The 16,295-nt window shown below is 63.9% G+C and carries 16 protein-coding genes and 1 pseudogene; 9 read left to right on the top strand and 8 right to left on the bottom strand.

The features are described 5' to 3' along the window. Positions 1-71: 71 nt before the first annotated feature. From C3F42_RS01940 to C3F42_RS01930, 3 genes are all read left to right on the top strand, one after another. The gene (locus C3F42_RS01940; protein ID WP_158659515.1) at positions 72-464 is read left to right on the top strand and encodes a helix-turn-helix domain-containing protein; all 393 of its coding nucleotides are present in this window, start codon (positions 72-74) and stop codon (positions 462-464) included. Beyond that, on the top strand, positions 362-1,285 hold the full coding sequence (locus tag C3F42_RS01935; protein WP_256586323.1) for an IS3 family transposase: 924 nt from the start codon (positions 362-364) through the stop codon (positions 1,283-1,285). The genes C3F42_RS01940 and C3F42_RS01935 overlap by 103 nt, the downstream gene beginning before the upstream one ends. A 174-nt stretch (positions 1,286-1,459) precedes the next feature. Further along, positions 1,460-2,638, top strand: a complete 1,179-nt coding sequence (locus C3F42_RS01930) for an integrase core domain-containing protein (protein ID WP_104443886.1) — start codon at positions 1,460-1,462, stop codon at positions 2,636-2,638. A gap of 315 nt (positions 2,639-2,953) precedes the next feature. Here C3F42_RS01930 and C3F42_RS01920 read toward each other — a convergent pair whose 3' ends face one another. Genes C3F42_RS01920 through C3F42_RS01900 form a run of 5 tightly spaced genes read right to left on the bottom strand, consistent with a single transcriptional unit; the run spans position 2,954 to position 7,255 of the window. Next, a complete protein-coding gene (locus C3F42_RS01920; RefSeq protein WP_023631785.1) occupies positions 2,954-3,382 on the bottom strand; it encodes a hypothetical protein in 429 nt (142 codons plus the stop codon). Between the two features lie 27 nt (positions 3,383-3,409). Beyond that, positions 3,410-4,369 (bottom strand): lysylphosphatidylglycerol synthase domain-containing protein, encoded by a 960-nt coding sequence (locus C3F42_RS01915; RefSeq protein ID WP_094009888.1) that lies wholly within the window; start codon positions 4,367-4,369, stop codon positions 3,410-3,412. Further along, positions 4,369-5,571 carry a cardiolipin synthase ClsB gene (gene clsB, locus C3F42_RS01910; RefSeq protein WP_094009889.1) on the bottom strand — a complete coding sequence of 401 codons (1,203 nt, stop codon included), beginning with the start codon at positions 5,569-5,571 and terminating at the stop codon, positions 4,369-4,371. The genes C3F42_RS01915 and clsB overlap by 1 nt, the downstream gene beginning before the upstream one ends. Beyond that, entirely contained in the window at positions 5,568-6,341 is a 774-nt protein-coding gene (locus C3F42_RS01905; RefSeq protein WP_038706117.1) for an endonuclease/exonuclease/phosphatase family protein, read from the bottom strand. Before C3F42_RS01905 ends, clsB begins: the two co-directional genes overlap by 4 nt. After that, a complete protein-coding gene (locus tag C3F42_RS01900; protein WP_104443884.1) occupies positions 6,338-7,255 on the bottom strand; it encodes a DUF72 domain-containing protein in 918 nt (305 codons plus the stop codon). Before C3F42_RS01900 ends, C3F42_RS01905 begins: the two co-directional genes overlap by 4 nt. A 157-nt stretch (positions 7,256-7,412) precedes the next feature. On the opposite strand from C3F42_RS01900, the gene C3F42_RS29755 reads away from it, so the two are divergent. From C3F42_RS29755 to C3F42_RS01890, 3 genes are read left to right on the top strand one after another with little or no spacing between them, the layout of a single operon-like run. Continuing rightward, positions 7,413-7,547 (top strand): hypothetical protein, encoded by a 135-nt coding sequence (locus C3F42_RS29755; RefSeq protein ID WP_256586252.1) that lies wholly within the window; start codon positions 7,413-7,415, stop codon positions 7,545-7,547. Positions 7,548-7,560: 13 nt separating this feature from the next. Next, positions 7,561-7,956, top strand: a complete 396-nt coding sequence (locus tag C3F42_RS01895; protein ID WP_038706118.1) for a low affinity iron permease family protein — start codon at positions 7,561-7,563, stop codon at positions 7,954-7,956. Positions 7,957-7,970: 14 nt separating this feature from the next. Further along, positions 7,971-8,522, top strand: a complete 552-nt coding sequence (locus C3F42_RS01890) for an ATP-dependent Clp protease proteolytic subunit (RefSeq protein ID WP_023631812.1) — start codon at positions 7,971-7,973, stop codon at positions 8,520-8,522. A gap of 46 nt (positions 8,523-8,568) precedes the next feature. Here C3F42_RS01890 and C3F42_RS01885 read toward each other — a convergent pair whose 3' ends face one another. Continuing rightward, a complete protein-coding gene (locus C3F42_RS01885) occupies positions 8,569-12,699 on the bottom strand; it encodes a CheR family methyltransferase (protein ID WP_094009891.1) in 4,131 nt (1,376 codons plus the stop codon). A gap of 324 nt (positions 12,700-13,023) precedes the next feature. On the opposite strand from C3F42_RS01885, the gene C3F42_RS01880 reads away from it, so the two are divergent. Next, positions 13,024-13,233 (top strand): general stress protein, encoded by a 210-nt coding sequence (locus C3F42_RS01880; protein WP_023632601.1) that lies wholly within the window; start codon positions 13,024-13,026, stop codon positions 13,231-13,233. A 102-nt stretch (positions 13,234-13,335) separates the two neighbouring features. Beyond that, a pseudogene (locus C3F42_RS01875) lies at positions 13,336-13,554 on the top strand (DUF6555 family protein); the annotation flags it as partial. A 79-nt stretch (positions 13,555-13,633) separates the two neighbouring features. On the opposite strand, the gene C3F42_RS29235 reads toward C3F42_RS01875, so the two are convergent. Together C3F42_RS29235 and C3F42_RS01870 are read right to left on the bottom strand one after the other, a co-directional pair. Continuing rightward, on the bottom strand, positions 13,634-13,801 hold the full coding sequence (locus C3F42_RS29235) for a hypothetical protein (protein WP_158659514.1): 168 nt from the start codon (positions 13,799-13,801) through the stop codon (positions 13,634-13,636). A 146-nt stretch (positions 13,802-13,947) separates the two neighbouring features. After that, positions 13,948-14,562 (bottom strand): response regulator transcription factor, encoded by a 615-nt coding sequence (locus tag C3F42_RS01870; protein WP_023632602.1) that lies wholly within the window; start codon positions 14,560-14,562, stop codon positions 13,948-13,950. A gap of 106 nt (positions 14,563-14,668) precedes the next feature. Here C3F42_RS01870 and C3F42_RS01865 point away from each other — a divergent pair, with 106 nt between their 5' ends. Next, a complete protein-coding gene (locus C3F42_RS01865; RefSeq protein ID WP_104443883.1) occupies positions 14,669-16,288 on the top strand; it encodes a hybrid sensor histidine kinase/response regulator in 1,620 nt (539 codons plus the stop codon). Positions 16,289-16,295 lie beyond the last annotated feature (7 nt).

Below are 16,295 nucleotides of genomic sequence, written 5' to 3'. Positions count from 1 at the left end.
GGCCATTGACACTGAGTCCATCGCTGTTACGCCGCTGGGTAAAGGGCTACGAGCAACACGGTGCAGCCGGTTTGATTGCCAAGTACAGCCACTACGACGCGCAGTTCAAATTGAAGGTTTTGCAGTGCATTGAGCAAGACGGACTGTCCGCTCAGCAAGCTTGCGTGCAGTTTGATATCCGCGGCCCGAGTAGCATCAGGCCATGGAAAAGGTTGTACGATAAAGGCGGAGTAGAAGCCCTTCACCCGCGCCGTACCCGAGAGTTCAGCATGCCCCGCAAACCATCAAAACAGTCCAGCACAAGCCCGCCCACTCCAACGGACAGCGAGCTGACACCAAAGCAAATGCTCGAAGAGCTGGAATACCTGCGCGCGGAGAATGCTTATCTAAAAAAGCTCGATGCCTTGATCCAAGCGGACCCTCGAACTGCGCAGGCAAGAAAACGCAGGCTATCCAAGGATTGAGGCGCGGGCATCGACTTGCTCTGCTGCTACGTGCTGCAGGGCTGGCACGCAGTACCTTTTATTACCAAAGCAAAGTGCTGGTGGCTGACAAGCATGCTGCTCTCAAAGAGCGCATCAACAGCCTCTATCACGGAAATAAGGGGCGGTACGGCTATCGTCGCATCACTGCGGCCCTCGGGCACAATGGCGAGGTGGTCAACCACAAGAAGGTGCAGCGACTGATGCAGTTGATGGACCTCAAATCTCTGGTAAAAGTTAAGAAATATCGCTCGTACCGAGGCTCCGAGGGGGTTGTTGCATCTGATCTACTCAAACGCAAATTCAAGGCAGAAGCCCCCAATCAGAAATGGGCAACCGACGTGACAGAGTTCAAGGTAAAGGGGCAGAAGCTGTTTCTCTCGCCTGTGATGGACCTGTACAACGGCGAGATCCTTGCTTATCAGATCAACCGGCGTCCTGAGTTCAAGATGGTTTCGACAATGCTGGAGCAAGCCTTCGAGCGGCTGAATCCAGGTGACACACCGATACTGCATTCCGATCAAGGCTGGCAGTATCAACAGCCAACTTACCGGCATATGCTGGCTGGGAAGAATATCGAGCAGAGCATGTCGCGTAAGGGCAATTGCCTGGACAACGCCGCCATGGAAAGCTTTTTCGGCACGCTCAAGAGCGAGTTTTTTTACCTGGAGTCGTTTGAGAGTGTTGAGCAACTGGCATCAGGACTAGAGGATTACATCGCCTACTACAACGAAGAACGCATCAGTCTCAGACTGAATGGCTTGAGTCCGGTAGAATTCCGAACCCAAGCGCTGGCCGCATAGCGCTACCTGTCCAACTTTCGGGGGTCAGTTCAACGGCGAGTCACTTTTTGTCAAACGCGACAAAAAGTAACCAAAAAACGCTGCGGGTATGACTCACCCACATGGGTTACAAATCAGTTCACGCACATAGGTAACAGTCTTTAACTGGCAGGGTCGGTTTTCGAGGATCTGACCATGCCTTGGCGAGAGCTGAAACCTATGGACCTTAAAATGCTTTTCATTGCGGATTACCTGCAGGGGCCGCCCAGCTTCAGCGCCCTGTGCCAGGCCTACGAGATCAGCCGAAAGACCGGCTACAAATGGGTCGAGCGATATGAGAAAGAGGGGCCTTCGGGGCTGGAAGAACGCAGCCGCCGCCGGTTGAACCAGGATTGGGTCGTACCCGCCGCAGTTCGCGAAGCCATCATCGAATTGCGCAGCCGAGGCGAAACGGAACCGGGGCCGAAAAAGATCCAGGCTGCGCTGCAGGAGCGTTTCCCTGATCAGGCGCCGCCCTCGAAGACAGCGATCTACAACATCCTCAAGAAAGCCCAATTGGTCAAACCACGCCGCTTACGTCAGCGTGTAGCGGTCTATCCCAAGCCCCTGGAGAAGGCCGAGTCGCCTAACCAGCTGTTCAGTGCGGACTACAAAGGTCAATTTCTGACAGGTGCAGGCGTCTGGTGCTATCCGCTGACGATCATGGATCACGCCAGTCGTTTCCTGCTCGCCTGCCACAGCATGCCCAATACCAACCTGCTGGAAACCCAGGCCGTTTTCACCCAAGTGTTCCGAGAGAATGGTTTGCCTGAGCGGATTCGTACCGATAACGGTGTGCCGTTTGCCAGTAAGGGGCGTGCGGGACTTTCTCAGCTGTCGATCTGGTGGCTGCGTCTAGGCATCATTCCCGAGCGCATTGCGCCTGGTCGGCCTGAACAAAATGGCCGCCACGAGCGCATGCATCGAACGCTCAAAAGCACGCCCCCATCGCCGCCGGCAGTGGCCTGGGAGGCTCAACAACGGCACTTTGATCGCTTTCGGCAGCACTACAATCACGAGCGCTTGCATGAAGCGCTGAAGCAGAAAACACCGGCGTCTTGCTACCAGCCATCTCCACGCCCATTCCCTGAAAAGCTCCCCGAAATGACCTATCCCAGTCATATCGAGAGCTTGCCGGCTGATAGCTCCGGCATCATCAATCGCCGGGGCTTGAGGATCTACGTAGGTTATGTGCTCAAGCACCAGACCATTGGACTGGAGCAGGTTGGGGATGGCGTCTGGGATGTTATTTTCGGTCCCATCATCCTTGGCAGAGTCGATGTGCGGGATGCCACTGATGGTTATGTAACACTCAAGGTGTTGTCACCTATGTGAGTGAACTTTTGTGTAACCCATGTGGGTGATCCGTACATGCGCTCCAATCATCCGGCCCTCCGCTTCGCTCCGGGTCCCCTCACTCCGGCCTTGCTCCCGGGAGGACCGCGCTGAACGCCCCATCCTGGGGCGCAGCGCTTGACGGGCATCCATGCCCGTCACCTCCCTCCGCAAGACCTCCGTTCGGCCTCCTGAAGTCGCGAAGTTACGGGCGGCGCCTGGGCTGACGCAGCTGTCGCTAGCTGGGTATGGCGCTAGACTTCTGATCGGCAACGGCAACGGCAACGGCAACGGCGACGGCCCCACGCGTTCGCGTCAATGCGTCTGCCAGATCCCATTGTTGCGTTCGCAATCACTGCGCGCCTGCCCCAGGCTTGGGGTGTCGTAGTAGTAGGTGATGATCCGCGCATCCTTGGGCACAGCCGGCCGTGTCGAGGGCTCGCCGCGCCCTGCGGCATCAGGATTGGCCAGGGTCTCCTGGGTCAGCGGTGCGATGCAGCTGCCCACGCTGCCATCGGCGCAACGCTCGACCTTGCGTTTCTGGCTGTTGAGCATCTCCTTGCTCTCGTTGCTGCACGACCAGGCAATCGCTTCGGCAGGCATGTTGCCGTAGCTGTAGCAGGTATGCTGCTGCACCGGCTTGACCGCCTCGCTGGACGAGCGGGTGACCACGTCGCAACCTTCGGCCAGCACCTGCCCGCTGAGCAGGCTGCCCAGCAATGCCACACACAGAATGAACCGCATGACGAACCTCCCGGGCCGATAGGGCCCTCAACGCTTGTCCAGGGCTGGCCCGGCCTGTCGGCGCAGGGCCTTGGCGCGCTTCTCCAGAACCAGGTAAGTGATCACCGCCAGCAACAGCGGGATCAGGTAGTACAGCGTCCGATACCCCAGCAATGCGGCCACCAGCGTGCCCTGGCCCAATTGCCCGTGCAGCAGGGCAAGGAACACTGCCTCCAGCACCCCCAGCCCGGCAGGAATATGCGCCACCACCCCTGCCACGCAGCTGATCAGCAACACCCCAAGTACCGACGGATAGAACAGCTCCGGCGGCAGCAGCAGGTGGATCAGCGCCGCCATCAACGCCCAGTTGCTCGCGCCCAGCGCCACCTGGCACAACGCCAGGCGCAGGCTCGGCAGGGTCACTTCATGTCCGCGCAGATGCCAGGTACGTCGCTTGGCGAAGGCACAGGCGAGCAGGTAGGCGGCTGCAACCGCCACCATCAGCACACCGATCAGGCGCAGGCCGCCGGCGCCCACCGCCCAGCTTGCCGGCAGCTTGACCAAGCCCAGGGCGAACACCGTGCCGGCCAGCAGCAGATAGCCCATCCAGTTGGTCAACAGCCCCAGGGTGAGAATGCGGGTGATTGTCGCGGTGTCCAGCCCCAGCCGGCTATACAGGCGGTAGCGCAGGGCCACGCCGCCGACCCAGGTGGTGAAGTTGAGGTTGAACGCATAGCAGACGAAGGCCACCGGCAGCACCTGGCGGGCCGGCAAGCGGTGGCCGGTGTAGGCGCGAGCGAGCAGATCGTAGCTGGCAAACACCAGGTAGCTGCACAGGGCCAGCAACAGCCCCAGGGCCAGGGTAGAGGGCCGGTAGGCCAGCAGCGACTGGCGGACTTCGTTCCAGTCCAGGTTGCGTGCCAGGGTGAACAGCAGCACCGGTATCAATACCAGGAATAGCAGGGTGAGCAGCCGCATGCCCCAGGTCTTCCAGCGTGGCTTGGCCATCAGGTCTTGCCCCCGTTGAAGTCCACCGGCGCTTGGTTGTCCGCCTGCAGCGACTGCAGACGCTGCCGGTGCGCGGGGAACCAGCCGGCGATGCGCGGGAAGTAGCGGGTGATGTGGAAGCCCAGGAAGATCAACGGCGCGCGCCACCAGTAGCCACGCACCATACGCTCCAAGGTCACACGCTTGCAGTGCGCGGCACTCAGTTCGCTTAAATGCCGGTACAGCCCCTCGTTGAAGGCACGATCGCGGATCATCAGGTTGGCTTCGAGGTTGAACGACAAGCTCAGCGGGTCGAGGTTACTCGATCCCACGGTGGACCATTCGTCGTCCACCAGCGCCACCTTGCCGTGCAACGGGCGCTGGCAGTACTCATGGATCTGCACATTGTCGCGCAACAGATAGTTGTAGAGCAGGCGCGACAATGCGCGTACCCAGCGCATGTCCGGTTGCCCCTGGAGAATCAGGGTCACCGCCACGCCACGCCGGGCAGCGTTGCGCAGCTCGCGCAGCAATCGGTAGCCGGGGAAGAAATAGGCGTTGGCCACGACGATGCGTTGCCGGGCTTCACGGAAGACTTGCAGGTAGCACGCCTCGATGTCGGTGCGATGGCGACGATTGTCGCGTTCCACCAGCACGGCGCTGATCGAACCTGCGACGTCACCGCCCGGCACCACTGCGCTTGGCCCGCCCAGCACGGGGGCGAGCATGCGGCAGCTGGAAGCGTGCACCTGGGCCAGCACCGGGCCTGTGACTTCCACGGCGTAGTCCTGCTTGGCCTGCGGGCCGAAGTCGCCGAGATGGTCGGCGCTGTAGTTGATACCGCCAATGAACGCGCGCTGGCCATCGATCACCAGGATCTTGCGGTGCAGGCGCCGGAACAGGTTGGTACGCATGCCAGCCAGGCGCGGTTGCGGGTCGAATGCATGGAAGCGCACCCCGGCCTCGGTCATCGAGGCAATGAACTCGTCAGGCAGGTCGGCGGTGCCGTAGCCATCAACCGCCACCTCCACCCGCACGCCACGGCGCGCCGCGTCGATCAGCGCCAGGCGCAGCGGCTGGCCGACCTTGTCGTCGTAGATGATGAAGGTTTCCAGGAGGATCTCCTCCCGGGCTTGGGCTATCGCCTCGAACACACGCGGGTAGTACTGCTCGCCGTTGATCAGCAGTTCGACGTGGTTGCCGTCGCTCCAGGCCTGCTTCATAGCGTCACCTGCGCTACCAGCGGAGCATGGTCCGAGAGGTGCGACCATGGGTACCTGGACAACACCCGTGCCTCGCACGCCTGGGCATTGCGCAGGTAGATGCGGTCCAGGCGCAGCAGCGGCAGGCGCGCGGGAAAACTGCGCGCCGGCGTGCCGAAGGCTTCGCTCAGCGATACCGACAGCCGCGCATCGGCCTTCAGGCGCCAGTCGTTGAAGTCACCGGCGACGATGACCGGCTCCTCCGGCGGCAGGCGCTCAAGCAAGGCCAGCAACAAGTCGACCTGACGCTGGCGGTGCTCCTCGCGCAGGCCCAGGTGCACACAGATCGCATGCACCTGCTCATGGCCGGGCACTTCGAGCTGGCAGTGCAACAGGCCGCGCTCCTCGTTCCCATGGATGGACACATCGAGGTTGTCGTAGGCGCGGATGGGGAACTTGGAGAGCAGCGCGTTGCCATGGTCGCCATGGGGATAGACCGCATTGCGCCCGTAGGCGAACTGCGGCCACATGCTGTCGGCGAGGAACTCGTACTGCGGAGTCTGCGGCCAGGTCGGATGGCGCTCGGCATGGCGCTGATGGCTGCCGTGCACCTCCTGCAGGAACACCAGGTCGGCGCCGGTGGCACGCACCGCCTCGCGCAGCTCGGGCAGGATGAAACGGCGGTTGAACAGGGTGAAGCCCTTGTGCACGTTAAGGGTAAGCACCGTCAGACGGTTTACGGCCGTGACGTTGTCGATGATGCGGTCGGGGGCGGGCAGGGTGCCGTTCATAGCGACTCCTGCGGCTCGACGCCGGGTTCGGTCACCAGCTCGCCGTCCAGGCCCAGCTTACCCAGCAGGCGGCGGGCATCGTAGGGGGCATGTACCTTCTGGTCATTGTCGAAGTAGCAATACACATCCCGCGAGGCGCGTTTCGCCGGAGCGCGCCGGATGATGCGCTGGGCATCCTCCGGCTGGCCGCCCGCGGCCCAGGCCTGGATGCGCAGGCGCCAGCGGCGCAGGGCGCTGGCGGTGTAGCCGCTGCTGTAGAGCTCGACATCGCCGTGCAGGCGCAGGTAGACGAAATCGGCCGTGACTTCCTCGACATAAGGCCATTTGCCGGCGCTGTCGGCGACCACCAGCGCGACCTTGTGCTTGCGCAGCAGGTTGATGAAGGTGTCGCAGAGGAAGCTCGGATGGCGGATCTCCACGGCATGGCGCAAGCGCGCATTGCCGCGGATGGCGCTACCACCGTTGTCCTGCAAGCGTTCTGCGGCCTGCCGGGCACAGGCGCGCGCGGCCTTACGGTCGCGGGGCAGCAGGGCGAGAAAATCGCTGATGCGCTCAGCGTCGAACTTCATGTTCGGGGGAAACTGCCAGAGGAACGGCCCCAGCTTGTCACCCAGCAGCAATGGCCCCGAGGCAAAGAAGTTGGCCAGCGGCTCGTCGATGTCGCGCAGCCGTCGCACATGGGTGATGTAGCGCGGCGCCTTCACCGAAAAGACGAAGCCTTCCGGTGTTTCATCGCGCCACTGTCGGTAGCGCTCGGGGGTCTGCAACGCGTAGAACGAGCCATTGATCTCGATGCTGTTCACCGCCCGCGAGGCGAACGCCAGCTCATCGTCCTGGCGCAGCCCCTTGGGGTAGAAGTCCTTGCGCCATGGGCCATAGCGCCAACCGGATATGCCAATGCGGATCTCGCTCACGAGGGCTCCCTTTCGTTCGTGCACTCTTGACTAGCGACCGGCATCGCGGCGTCAGGGTTCAGCAGGAATGACGAGTGGCCGGTGGCGCAAAACCCGGAACTTTGCCTGCCATCCGGCCCTCCACCACAGAGGGAAGCAGCCAATGGAGGCAACGCCGATGAACAGCGAGACAGAACCGGGAGACGTGCAGGCGCCGCCAGCACCGACCGAGGCAGACGATGAAGAACCCGAGGTGCTGCCGGACGACCCTGACATCAAGGGCCTGCCCGGAGAAACCCGGCAGCCGGCCTGAGGGAGCGCTAGCCATGAAATTCGATCGTTTCGCCCAATGGCTGGCCAACCGCAGCGGGCGCCCGGCGAGCTTCGTCATCGCATTGATGCTGATCATCGCCTGGGGCGTGAGCGGGCCGCTCTTCCATTTCAACGACACCTGGCAACTGGTGATCAACACCTCGACCACCATCATCACCTTCCTCATGGTGTTCCTGATCCAGAACACCCAGAACCGCGACAACGACGAACTGCACATCAAGATCGACGAACTGCTGCGCACCACCCAGCGGGCGCACAAGGCCCTGCTCGACCTCGAGGACATGGGCCCGGCCGAACTGCATGCGCTGCGCAAGCAGTACCAGCAACTGGGCGAGCACGACCAAGCGGCGCCGGGCAACGACGCACCGGCCAAGGACACCCTTGACTGACCCTGGAGGACGGCATGGCCAGACACATCATCCACTACACCGGCCCGATCAATTCCGCGACTTGCGGCAACCTCATCAACACCTGTTCCAAGGCCTTGCAGCAGGGCGCCGAGGTGTTGCAGATCAACATTGCCACCATGGGCGGCGAATGCAGCTACGGTTTCACCCTGTACAACTTCCTGCGCTCACTGCCGGTGCCGGTGCACACCCACAACCTGGGCACGGTCGAATCGATGGGCAACATCCTGTTCCTGGCCGGCAGCCACCGTACCGCCTGCGCCTACAGCAAATTCCTGTTCCACCCGTTCCACTGGACCCTGCACGGCTCGGTGGACCACTCACGGATGGCCGAGTACGCGATGAGCCTGGACTATGACCTGCGCCTGTATGCGCAGATTGTCGCCGAGCGCACCGAGGGTGCGAGCGAGCGGCTCGATGTGCCGCGCTACCTGATGGCCTATCCACGGATCCTGGGCCCCCAGGAAGCGCTCGACAGCGGGATGATCCACGCAGTGGACGAACTGCCGATCGAGGCCGCTGCCGTGCAGTGGAGCGTCCATGCCTGAGGCACGACGGCGCCCCGGCCACAGGCAGGCCGGGGCGGGTAGGGCGTCAGTAGGGTAGCGAGCCGCTCAGACCCTCGATCGCCTCGATCAGCTCGTCGTAGCCCACCGGCTTGTTCAGGTGCCGGTCGAAGCCCGACTGGCGCGAGCGGTACTGGTCGGCGCTGGCCCCGTAGCCGGTCAGGGCGATGGCCGGGGTATAGCGCAGGTGCTCCAGGCCCCGCAGGGCCTTGATCAGGGCGTGGCCGTCCATGACCGGCATGCCGATATCCGAGAGGATGATGTCATAGCGGCCATGGGCGGCCGCCTCGAGTGCGGCCTGCGGGTTGCTGTAGGCCTCGACTTCGGCGCTTTCCATTTCCAGCAGTTGCTGCATCACCTCGAGGATTTCCACCGAGTCGTCCACCAGCAACACCCTGACCCCGTTCAAGCGGCCCTCGATGTTGTCGTCGCTGGTATCCGGCTGGGCCTGCTGTCCGGGGTCGGACAACGGCAGGCACACCGTGAAGGTGGCGCCGCAACCCAGGCCGGCGGACGTCGCGCTGACCGTGCCGCCATGCGCTTCCACCAGCTGGCGCACCAGCGACAGGCCGATACCGAGCCCGTCGCGGTGGTTGCCGGAGGCTTGTGGCGCGGCTTGGGAAAACAGGTCGAAGACGCTTTCCAGGCTTTCGTCGGTCAGGCCGATACCCTGGTCGATGACCTCCAGGCGCGCCTGGTTGCCATGGCGGGCCAGCGCCAGGCGGATCTCGCTGCCGGCGGGGCTGAATTTCAGCGCATTGTTGAGCAGGTTCCAGACGATCTGCTCGAGCCGGGTGCTGTCGGCCTCGACGTACACCGGTGCGCCGTCGGCGGGCAGCGCCAGGCGCACCTCGCAGGCGTGCTGCTCGTTGGCCAGCACGGCCTGGATGGCCTGCAGCACCGCGCACAGGTCGAGCACCTGGGTCTTGAGCTTGAGCTTGCCGGTGCGGATACGCGCGACATCGAGCAGGTCATCGATGATTCGCGCTTGGCTCGAGACCGCCTCACAGATAGTGCCGACCGCCTTGCTGGCGACACCGTTGCCCTTTACCGACGGGGACCGGCGCAGGATTTCGGCATTGAGCTGAATCAGGTTGAGCGGGTGCTTGAGCTCGTGGGACATGACCGCGAAGAACTCGTCCTTCATGTGGCTGGTGTTCTGCGATTCAGCGAGCTGTTTGCTTTGTTCATCGTGCAGACGCTTGTGCCCCGTCAGGTCGCGGGCAATCTTGACGTAGCCGCGCAGGCTGCTGCCCTTGAGGCGCGACACTTCACCGCTGCAGTAGAAGCGGCTGCCGTCCTTGCGCACATGCCAGCGCTCGTCCTGGCCACGACCGTGCAGGCGGGCACTGCGCAGTTCGCGCTCGGGCAAGCCACTGGCCCGGTCCTGCTCGGTGAAGATCAGTTGGTAATGATGGCCGAGCACCTCATCCTTGCCATAGCCGAAGATCAGCGCGGCGCCGGTGTTCCAGTCGGTGATCAGGCCCTGCTCATCAAGCAGGATGATGGCGAAATCATGGGTACTCTCGGCGACCAGGCGCATGCGCTCCTCGCCCTGGCGCAGGCGTTCCTCGGCGGCGCGGCTCTGGCTGATGTCGATGAAGGTCAGCACGGTGCCGTCGACGTTGCGCTCGCTGGCCCGATACGGCAGCAGGCGGGCCAGGTACCAGTGCTGGTTGTGGCCGACCACTTCGCGCTCGATGGTGGTCTCGCGCTCGACCACCGCCCGGGCGTCGTCGGCCAGGCCCGGATAGTCGAGGCGATGGGTGATGTCGAGCAGCGAGCGCCCGGTGTCCACCGGCAGCATGCTGAAGATATCGGTGGCGCGCGGGGTGAACCAGCGGATGCACAGGTTGCGGTCGACGAACACCGTGGCGATGTCGGTGGACGCGATGAGGTTGCTCAGGTAGTCGTTGACCTTGTCGGTTTCCTCGACCTTGATCTTGAGTTCGTAGTTGACCGTCAGCAGTTCTTCGTTGATCGACTGCAGCTCTTCCTTGCTGGTTTCCAGCTCCTCGCTGGCCGAGCGCAGCTCCTCGTTGATCGCCTGCATCTCTTCGTTGGAGGCGGTCAGCTCCTGGCTGGAAAACTCCGACTGCTCGATGGTTTCCTGCAACTGCAGGCGCGTGCGGTGCAGTTCGCGCTCCAGGTTGCCCAACAGCATCCCTTCGGTCTGTTCGACGCCGGGTGCCCGGGTGATCGCGTTGTCGGCTTCGCCGCTCTGGAAAACCACCAGCAGGCACTCGCTGCCACTGGGTTCGTCCTGGTGCGGTTGGACCAGGATGCGTACCCCTTCGGTATGCTCGTCGAGGTCGAGGGAAACTGTGCGCGACGTTACCGCCTGGCCGCTGCCCTGGGCCTGCAGCAAGGTACTGCGCAGGGCCGGACGCAGCGGCGTGAGGACCAGGTTGAGCAGGTTGTGGCTGAGCTCGCCGCCGGCATGGCGCAGATAGCGCCCCACGCCCTCGCTCATGTGCAAGATATTGCCCTCGGTATCGACCACCAGGCTCGGCGGCGTGCAGCGGGCGAGGGCTCGGTGATGGATTTCGGCATAGGACAGTTTGCGGGCGGCGCGTGCCCGGGCCGGCGCCGGAGCGAGCGCAGGCTCGGGGGCTTGCAGGCGCGCCGGATGACGCACGGCCGCCACTTCACGGGCGCGGAAGATGCGGTTGCGCTTGTCCACGGCGACGAACAGGTCGGCCGCAAGGTCGGTGGATTCGGAGCTGCCCAGGAACAGATAGCCGCCCGGGCGCAGCGCGAAGTGGAACAGGCGCAGGATATCGCGCTGCACCTCCCGGTCGAGGTAGATCAGCAGGTTGCGGCAGACGATCAGGTCCAGTTGCGAGAACGGCGGGTCGGACAGCAGGTTGTGGCGGGCGAACAGGACTTTTTCGCGGATTTCCTTGCGCACCCGGTAATGCTGGTCCTCCTTGAGGAAGAACTGGCGCAGCCGGGCCGGCGACACATCGGTGGCGATGGCGTCCGGATACTGCCCGCAGCGACCGATGCCGATGGCGCGGTCGTCAAGGTCGGTGGCGAAGATCTGCACCTGGGCACTGCGTCGTTCGATCGCCAGCTGTTCGCTTACCAGCATGGCCAGGCTGTAGGCCTCCTCGCCGGTCGAGCAGCCAGCCGACCAAACACGCACCTCGCTGGCCGGCTCTTCGTTGCCTTCGCGGTTCACCAGGCCTGGCATCACATGGCGCTGCAGGGCCTCGAAGGCCTCGCGGTCACGGAAGAAGTTGGTCACGCCGATGAGCATGTCGGCCAGCAGCGCCCGTGATTCGTCCGGATGGCATTGCAGGTAGTCGCGATAGCCGGCCAGGTCGGTCTGGCCGGTCACGTGCAGGCGCCGCTCCAGGCGGCGCAGCACGGTGGCGCGCTTGTAATGGCTGAAGTCGTGGCCGGTGTTGTCCTGCAGCGACAACAGGATTTCGTCGAGCAGCGGGTCGCACGCCGCCGGGTCGCCCTCGCGCTCGCCCAGCGCGGGCGGCAGGCTGTCGTCGTCGATGCGCGGCAACTTCACCTGGCGGGCGGTGCGCCACATCTCGACCAGGCGGGCGGGCATCTCGGCCACCGGCAGCACCAGGTCGACCATGCCGGTGGCCAGCGCCGCCCGGGGCATCTCGGGGTATTCGGCATCCTCGGGGGCTTGCACCAGGGTCACGCCGCCCTGTTCCTTGATCCGCGACAGGCCCACGGCGCCGTCGCTGCCGGTGCCCGACAGCACCACGCAGAATGCATGATCCTTGTGCACATCGGCCAGGTCGCGGAAGAACAGGTCGATGGCCACATGGTCGCCACGGCTGCGCTTGGCCGGGCTGACGCGCAGGTAACCGTCGTTGGTCGACAGGCGATTGGCCGGCGAAATCACATAGACATGATTGCGCTCGATCGGTACTGGTTCGCTGACCTGGCGCACAGGCATGCTGGTCACCGCCTGGATGATCCGGTCGGCCTGGCTCTGGTGGTCCGGCGACAGGTGCAGCACCACCACGAACGCCATGTCGCAGTCCTGCGGGGTGTGGCGGAAAAAGGTGCGGATTGCTTCCAGGCCGCCGGCCGAGGCGCCGATGCCGACCACGGGGAAATCCAGGTGGCTCGGGCTGAGTGCCGGATTGTGCGGCGAGGCGAGGGACGTTTTGCTGGAGGACTTCATGGCATCAGCCTTGTACGGACCTGGAAATGGCCCGCTTGGTCGGGCACTGGGCGCAGATTATAGGCTGCTGTTCATCCCGCCGACGAGCGGTTGGCGCCAAGCAAGGGCCGGTATACGAGGGTAAGCGGTCGGCAAGCACGGTGCATGGGGGCGTCTCCTTCGTCCACCGTCAGTAGTCAGAGCTGTGACCCTTGGCCAGGCGGATAAGTGCCGTCGGTCAGAACCTCGGTACAACAAATGAGCCGTTGGCTTGCGCCCCTGTTCGTAATTAAGTGCACGGCATCTTCGCGCGGCACGTCCAATCCAGCGTAAAGGAGAAACGTCATGGCTCGTGACCAGGATCAGACCGGACAACGCGGCGGCACCAAGGAAACCAACCCCGGCAACTTCGCCAACGACCGTGAAAGGGCCTCGCGGGCGGGCCAGAAGGGTGGCCGCAACTCTGGCGGCAACTTCGCCAATGACCGCGCCCGCGCCTCCGAGGCCGGCCGCAAGGGTGGTCGCAACAGCCACGGGAGCACCAGCGGTTCGTGACCTTGCGGGCCCTCCCTTGCTGTTGTGGACATTTTTTGAATTTTCATGGAACGACGTGATCTGTCAGAAAGTCATCCATGGAGAAGAGGAGGGCCTGCGTCAATGCCAAGTCCCCAGCTGTTTACCATCGAATACCTGCTGCACGGTCAGCCACGACGTTTCATCATCCGCCAGGAACACATGGACAATGCCGAGGCCTGGCATTGGGCGAGTTGCGACGCGGGTTTGGGGATCATTCCGAAGTTCGGACGCGAGCGCATCAAGAAAGTCAGCCGGCCCATGGCCGAACGGCATGGGATAACCGAGGTGCGCTGGAGGGTGTGAACCGGCGTGGACCTGGCCAGCTAATAGACTTCAGTGAAAGAGCGGGCTTGGCCCGCTCTTTCACTGCCATGCACACTCAGGCGCCTGACTCCGGGTCGCTGGCCGGTACCCCAGGGCGGTTCTCTTCCTCGGTCAGGTTCGGGTCGGCATCCGGGTCGTCGGCCTGATCATTGCGGCGGTCTGGCTCGAGTTCCGGCCAGTCGCTCTGCACATCGCCACCGCCCATCCAGTGTTGAGTGCTCATGTCGTCATCCTCTCCTCAGAGTGAAAAAACGGCCCACGCTCGGGCAGGCCGAACACAGGCGTGAACATCGCCACCCTCATGGATTGGGAGGTTGCAAAGCGCTTGAAGGGTCGATTGCATGCCACGGTGCGCCGACCAGCGGTCGCTCAGTTTCCGGAATATTTCACCGCGGCGGCCGTGCGGGTCGGCACATTGAGGGTCTTGAGCAGCGACGACACATGGATGCGCACGGTGAATGGCGAGATGTCCAGTGCCCGGGCGATCTCCTTGTTGGTCTTGCCCTGGGCGATCAGGCGCAGTACGTCCTGCTGGCGGTGGGTGAGCTGTTCCAGCTCGCTGGGGGCTTCCAGTTGCGGTAGCAACCCGCTGGGCGCGTAGTCGACCACCACTTCGCCGTCGCGAATGGCGAGGATGGCCGCGCCGATGGCTTCGGGGCTGACGCTCTTGCCGATGAAACCATCGACGCCGGCGGCCATGACTGCGCAGATCACCTCCGGGTCGTCGACCATCGACACGACGATCAGCGTGGTGCGCTGCAGTTGGCGGCGCAGTTCGGCGAGGCGGCCGATGCAGGTGAGGCCGGGGAAGCGCAGGTCGAGTATCAGGGTGTCGGGCGTCTCGCCCATGCTGGCCAGCCTGAGCACATCGGCCAGGCTGCCGGCTTCCTCCAGGCGCGCCTCGGGCAGGATGCGCCGCACGGTGTTGACCATGGCTTCCCTGAACAGCGGATGGTCATCCGCCACGATGATGCGGCAACTCACGTCGTGGAACTCCCTGTCAGCCGACACATGCTAATTTAGCAGTCACCTGCGGTTTTTTCCCACGCAGCGTGCCGCAAATGCCGACTGGCGCACAAGGACGTTACCCATGAAGTTCGAGAAGAACAACGAGCTGGACCAGGCCAACCTGCGCATCATCGTCGCCTCCTGTGCGATCAGCTACGTGGCGTTGCTGGGTTTCCTGCCGGGCCGCTCGCCTGCCACCTACCTGCCGGTGCTGCTCTACTACGCGGGATTCGTCGTGGTGTCGATCGGCATGCGCCAGGCGATCAAGCGCTGGCCCGGGCACTACCCGGCGCGGCGCATCTTCGGCATGCTGGGCGATTACACCGGCACCAGCTTCGGCCTGGTGGTCGGCGGTGAAACCGCGCTGCCGCTGTATGCGGTGATGGTCTGGATCAACCTGGGCAACGGCATGCGCTTCGGCTCGCGCTACCTGGCCATCGCCACCGTGCTGGCCCTGGCCGCGCTGGTTGTGGTGTGGCAGCTGACCCCCTATTGGCAGGAACAGCCGTTCCTGCTGCCGATGCTGCTGACCACCAGCACCCTGATTCCGTTTTATGCCCACCTGCTGCTCGAGCGCACGCGCAAGGCCACGGCCCTGGCCGAGGCGGCGACCCGCGAGAAGTCGCGCTTCCTGGCCCAGGCCAGCCACGACCTGCGCCAGCCGATCCATTCCATCGGCCTGTTCACCGCCTGCCTGCGCGAAGCGCGGCTGGGCGAGGAAGAGCGGCGCCTGGTGGACAGCATCGACCGCTCGCTGCTCAACGTCTCGCAGTTGTTCCGCTCGATCCTCGACCTGTACACCCTGGACAACGGCCGCGTACAGCCGAAGTGGGAAACCTTCGCCGTGGACGGCTTCCTGCGCGAGTTGTTGCGCCAGAACAGCGAGGCGGCGCGCTGGGCCGGAGTCGAGATGCGCCTGGTGCCCAGCCGCCACTGGACACGCGCCGACCCGGGGATGCTCGCGACCATGGTGCAGAACGTGCTGTCCAACAGCTTCAAGTACGCCGCCGGGCGCCCGTTGCTGATCGGCGTGCGGCCACGCGGCGAGGGGCTGGCCATCGTCGTCTGCGACCAGGGCCGGGGCATTGCCGAGGAGCACCAGGGTCACGTGTTCGAAGAGTTCTACCGGGTGCGCGAGGCACGTGACAAGGACGTCGAGGGCGTCGGCCTGGGGCTGGCCATCGTCAAACGCCTGGGGCAACTGATGGGTTTGGCGGTCAGCCTGCGCTCGCGCCAGGGGCATGGCACCACGCTGACCTTGCAAGGGTTGCCCAAGGTGCCGGCACAAGTGCCACGGGCCGTTGCCGACCAGGCCGTGCAGGCCGGCATGCTCACCGGTTTGCGGGTGTGCCTGGTGGAGGATGACCACAACGTCCTGCAGGCCACCAGTGCCTTGCTGCAACGCTGGGGGTGCGAGGTGCAGACCGAGAGCTCGCCCTTTGGCCTGGCCAGTGACTGCGATGTGATCGTTGCCGACTACGACCTGGGCCCACAGGCCACCGGCATCGACTGCATCGACCAGTTGCGCGCGCAACGCGGCGCCGAAGTGCCGGCGCTGATCATGACCGGCCATGATATCGACAGGCTGCAGGGCGCCCTGCAGGCACGGGGTATCGCGGTACTGGCCAAGCCGGTGCGACCGGCGGAGCTGCGTGCGGCGCTGCGGGGTTTGCGTGAGAGCGTGGCAGCACCGGTGGTCTAGGCCGGCG

Origin of the sequence: Pseudomonas sp. PONIH3 (genome assembly GCF_002934345.1) — a bacterium.
Classification (GTDB): Bacteria; Pseudomonadota; Gammaproteobacteria; order Pseudomonadales; family Pseudomonadaceae; genus Aquipseudomonas; species Aquipseudomonas soli.
Note: the sequence above shows the minus strand (reverse complement) of the source record. Positions and strands in the feature narration are given on the sequence as shown.

Excerpts from the sequence above, each read along its gene's own strand:
- C3F42_RS01930 (WP_104443886.1), top strand. The coding sequence starts at position 1,460 with ATGCCTTGGCGAGAGCTGAAACCTATGGACCTTAAAATGCTTTTCATT.
- C3F42_RS01890 (WP_023631812.1), top strand. The coding sequence starts at position 7,971 with ATGGCCAGACACATCATCCACTACACCGGCCCGATCAATTCCGCGACT.
- C3F42_RS01895 (WP_038706118.1), top strand. The coding sequence starts at position 7,561 with ATGAAATTCGATCGTTTCGCCCAATGGCTGGCCAACCGCAGCGGGCGC.
- clsB (WP_094009889.1), bottom strand. The coding sequence starts at position 5,571 with ATGAAGCAGGCCTGGAGCGACGGCAACCACGTCGAACTGCTGATCAAC.
- C3F42_RS01880 (WP_023632601.1), top strand. The coding sequence starts at position 13,024 with ATGGCTCGTGACCAGGATCAGACCGGACAACGCGGCGGCACCAAGGAA.
- C3F42_RS29755 (WP_256586252.1), top strand. The coding sequence starts at position 7,413 with ATGAACAGCGAGACAGAACCGGGAGACGTGCAGGCGCCGCCAGCACCG.
- C3F42_RS29235 (WP_158659514.1), bottom strand. The coding sequence starts at position 13,801 with ATGAGCACTCAACACTGGATGGGCGGTGGCGATGTGCAGAGCGACTGG.
- C3F42_RS01915 (WP_094009888.1), bottom strand. The coding sequence starts at position 4,369 with ATGGCCAAGCCACGCTGGAAGACCTGGGGCATGCGGCTGCTCACCCTG.
- C3F42_RS01885 (WP_094009891.1), bottom strand. The coding sequence starts at position 12,699 with ATGAAGTCCTCCAGCAAAACGTCCCTCGCCTCGCCGCACAATCCGGCA.
- C3F42_RS01905 (WP_038706117.1), bottom strand. The coding sequence starts at position 6,341 with ATGAACGGCACCCTGCCCGCCCCCGACCGCATCATCGACAACGTCACG.
- C3F42_RS01865 (WP_104443883.1), top strand. The coding sequence starts at position 14,669 with ATGAAGTTCGAGAAGAACAACGAGCTGGACCAGGCCAACCTGCGCATC.
- C3F42_RS01920 (WP_023631785.1), bottom strand. The coding sequence starts at position 3,382 with ATGCGGTTCATTCTGTGTGTGGCATTGCTGGGCAGCCTGCTCAGCGGG.